The 3828-nt window shown below is 35.1% G+C and carries 2 protein-coding genes and 1 pseudogene; all 3 read left to right on the top strand.

Going from position 1 to position 3828, the window contains the following annotated elements; genetic code table 11:
* A pseudogene (locus tag FOT98_RS29610) lies at positions 1-912 on the top strand (S-layer homology domain-containing protein); the annotation flags it as partial.
* Positions 913-1060: 148 nt separating this feature from the next.
* A complete protein-coding gene (locus tag FOT98_RS29605) occupies positions 1061-3406 on the top strand; it encodes a hypothetical protein (protein ID WP_048519919.1) in 2346 nt (781 codons plus the stop codon).
* A gap of 131 nt (positions 3407-3537) precedes the next feature.
* Entirely contained in the window at positions 3538-3699 is a 162-nt protein-coding gene (locus FOT98_RS32620) for a hypothetical protein (protein WP_000358423.1), read from the top strand.
* Positions 3700-3828: the final 129 nt, after the last annotated feature.

The following is a 3828-nucleotide window of genomic DNA, read 5'->3' as shown; positions in this document are numbered from 1 at the left end:
ACAGGAGGTAAAATGTATTCACCATATGCACATGTAACTCGTGAACAATATAGCCAGTTCTTATATAACTCTATTAATGCAGTAGAAAAAGAGACTAAACCAGAAGTGAAGCCAGATCCAAAATCTGAAACAAAACCAGAAGAAAAGCCAGAAGTGAAGCCAGATCCAAAACCTGAAACGAAACCAGAAGAAAAACCAGAAGTGAAGCCAGACCCAAAACCTGAAACAAAACCAGAAGAAAAGCCAGAAGTGAAGCCAGATCCAAAACCTGAAACGAAACTAGAAGAAAAACCAGAAGTGAAGCCAGACCCAAAACCTGAAACAAAACCAGAAGAAAAACCAGAAGTGAAGCCAGATCCAAAACCTGAAACGAAACCAGAAGAAAAACCAGAAGTGAAGCCAGACCCAAAACCTGAAACAAAACCAGAAGAAAAACCAGATACAAATTTACCATCAAGTATAGATAAAGGTTTAGTTACAGAGGAAGTTACGTATAATCCAAACGCTATGAAAAACCCGATTGCTCAAAAATCCATTTCTACAGAAGCGCAAAATCTTATTAAGAGTGTGAATAGTAAATATGGTACTAACCTTAAGTATGCAGATATAAATGGAACAATTAGACTGGTTGATAAAAATATGTACTTACCAGCAGGTACAATTGGTGCACAAGTTTATATTGATGCGGTAAGTGAAAATGATTTTAAAATTATTTTCCTAGATAATAACGAAGCAACTATTGAGTTAGCTAAAAAGTGGACTACTATGTTAAATTCAGATTTAGTTCTAGATAAAGAAATTCAGGAAACTGTAGATGCTCAAGAAATTAATAACTATGAAAAAGGAAATTATAAAGTTCGTGTAGGGCACTCTACAGCTGATCATATGATGTACATTCAAGTGCGTGTATAATATTATTGCATTTTAAAGCTACATTTGATACATTTAAAGATGTAATATAATAATTAACTAATATACAATTTATTTACGTAAAGGACACACCTTACGTACCTACCAAGGTACGGGTGTGTCCTTTTTTTATGTTAAAAGGAGTGAGGTTATGAGACTGCGAAAAAATATACTATTAACGTGTGTTTCAGTGATGTTGGTATGGCCATCAGTAGCAAGTGCAAATAATGGGGATATTCCATTTTATAATGGGAATGAAGACACGTCTTTAAAATCACCTGAATTACAATTGAATGGGAAGCTACTTAGACCAGGAAGTGGTTATAAAACAAAAGAGTTCGATTATAAAGCGGATTTACATTTTCCTGCTGTTTATAATGGTTCTTTTAATTGGGGGAATTCAAGGGAAAACCTTATCCAAAATGAAGACCATTCAGAACCTTATGTGCGTATATCAAATGAAGGCTACATTAACCCTTCAGTTGTAGTGGGAGATAGAATGGTAACCGAAATAGAGAGAATTACAAACGATATAATTGCAAGTAAATATTGGGGTAACCCTGAATTCGTTTTAAGAAACTTAATTCCACATAGGATTAAAAATGGGTTTTCAGATAAATCTTATGGAGAGTTCTATTGGATTAGAGACATTGCTTATCTTTCTGGCGGATATGCAGGGGCTGGTGGTGTAAATGACGTGAATAGGTATAGCTTGTGGTATGTACGCACAAGTAAACCTCAAATAAAAGATTTTAAAGCTACGAGTGGGAAAAAAGATATACCCGTAAAATTTACATTTAACGGTTTTGAATATGTAAGTAAAAATAAAGGATACAATGACCGAGATCCTAATGGAACAACAATAAACCCTTATCAAAAAGCTGCCGGAGAACGGAACCGAGTTAAATGGATGTTAGATATTACAAAAGATGGCGAAACCGTGTATCATCAAGAAAATTATCTGCGTTCAACTCCGCAAAAAGATAATCAAAAACCAAATGAAGGTGATGCAGGGCAATTTAAGTCAGAAGAACTAAAGTGGCAGCCACAAATGTGTGGCCGATATACTGCGAAAATTAAAGCCATTGATGCTGTTCAAAGGGAATCAAATGAGAAAACTGTTGATTTCACCATAAATGGTAACTGTGGTACAGAAGTAACCCCTAATCCAGATCCAGGTGATGAAGATGATTTTAAATATAAAATCGATTTCTCTGCTGACCGAATTGAAGGAGAAACAGCAAGAGAAGGAAAGAATATAAAAACAAGAATAGATGTATCACGTGATAATTTTAAACCCGAACGTGACCAATATAGAGCAAAGGTAAATAACAATATTAATAAGTCCGAGCAAGCGGTAAATAGTTCTGAATCCGATAGAGATAGTGCGCAATCTAGTCTTAGTTATTGCCGTCGTAATCCAATTCATGAGGTAGATGCAGAAGGAAACCATCACTATTACGATAGAGACTGCTCTTGGGAAGAAAATAGATTGGATAGTGCAGCAAGTAGGTTAGATACAGCAAGGCAGAAGTTAGAAAAAGAGAAAAATAAAATTAAAAAGTTAGATGCGCTAGAAGCGAAGTATGCAAATCCTGAAACGGTAGTCGTGCTCAAGCATAACGGACAACAAGTAGCAACACAAAAGGTAAGGTTAACTGAGGGAGAAAAGAAAACCTTGAACCTTGGCTGGCAACATAAGGGGAAAGGAACAATTCAGGCAGAAATTAACCCTGCTGGTAACCGATTAGATATAGAAGAAACCACATACAAAAATAATCCTATTAAAACAGCTATCTATTCACCATCTCATGAAAAAGGAATGTGCGGAGTAACGAGTGTAAAAGGTGTGGTAGAAACAGTAAGTGAACGTGTGTCAAAAGAGGACACAGTGGGAGAAATGTTCTATGAAACATTAAGTGGAAGTATTGATAATTTAGAACCATCTAAGCTCCATGCGGGGTATGGTTTTTCTTATGAAGTTAATGGGAAATACAAAAATGATTGGAATACCAATTATCCAGGTGTATTTACAAAAGCAACGGCACAGTATCCATTTGCAGATGAAGGACTAAAAACAGCTTATGATTTAGAGAGTGTTTCTAATAATGGCTTAACATCTAAATTCCTACCTAAAAATATGTATTTGTCTGAAGTAACAGGACATGTCTTTGATAGTAAAAGACCAACTAAGTCTTTATATTGGGATGGTAAGGAAAAAATTATTGATGGCCAACGAAAATGGTATGCGCCATTAAAAACAAAAGATGGAAAATATTCGTTCAATGTTGAAACAAACCCAGCAGGTGTGAATGAAATGAGTTTGTGCCTGACAGATGAAGTGGAAATTAAAGGTGTTGCGTACGATGATTTTAAAAAGAGAAGGGTGCTTGCGGATCTTCCATTCCCTGTGCAAACACCAGGTTGGAATTGGGTTGGAAAGGAAAATATTATTACTGATTTATCAAATTGGTACTATATGAAGAATAGAAATTAGATAAATAGTATTGTATAATGACTTGAATCGACAAAAGTATATAATCCTTCTTGAACTAGTAGCTGAATGGATAAACCAAAGGCACACCCCTTAATGGGGTGTGCCTTTTTTCATAGAAAGGGGAATTTTGAGTGGATAAAAAGAAAAAGCAGCGTGTGAGACGAGTGATTTTTATTGGAGTAATCGCAATGATAGTATCAATATATGTTGGAAATGAATTTCAAGATCGAAATGGGACAAGTTATGCTCCTGCAAAGTATTTTGAAACAGGAACAAAATTGATTTCGTTTTAATAATAATGTCTTTTTTATCAACTATCGCGGATAAATCTGCATGACATGTACAATAGTTGATGTTATAATAAGTGTAGAAGTATTATAACAATAGTTTTTGCATAAACTAAAGAAGACGAGATGCTCCAA

The organism is Bacillus sp. HY001 (assembly GCF_007558965.1).
Classification (GTDB): Bacteria; Bacillota; Bacilli; order Bacillales; family Bacillaceae_G; genus Bacillus_A; species Bacillus_A mobilis.
This window is presented reverse-complemented; position numbering and strand designations above follow the sequence as displayed.

Coding starts and splice junctions, on each gene's coding strand:
- FOT98_RS29605 (WP_048519919.1), top strand. CDS start 1,061: ATGAGACTGCGAAAAAATATACTATTAACGTGTGTTTCAGTGATGTTG.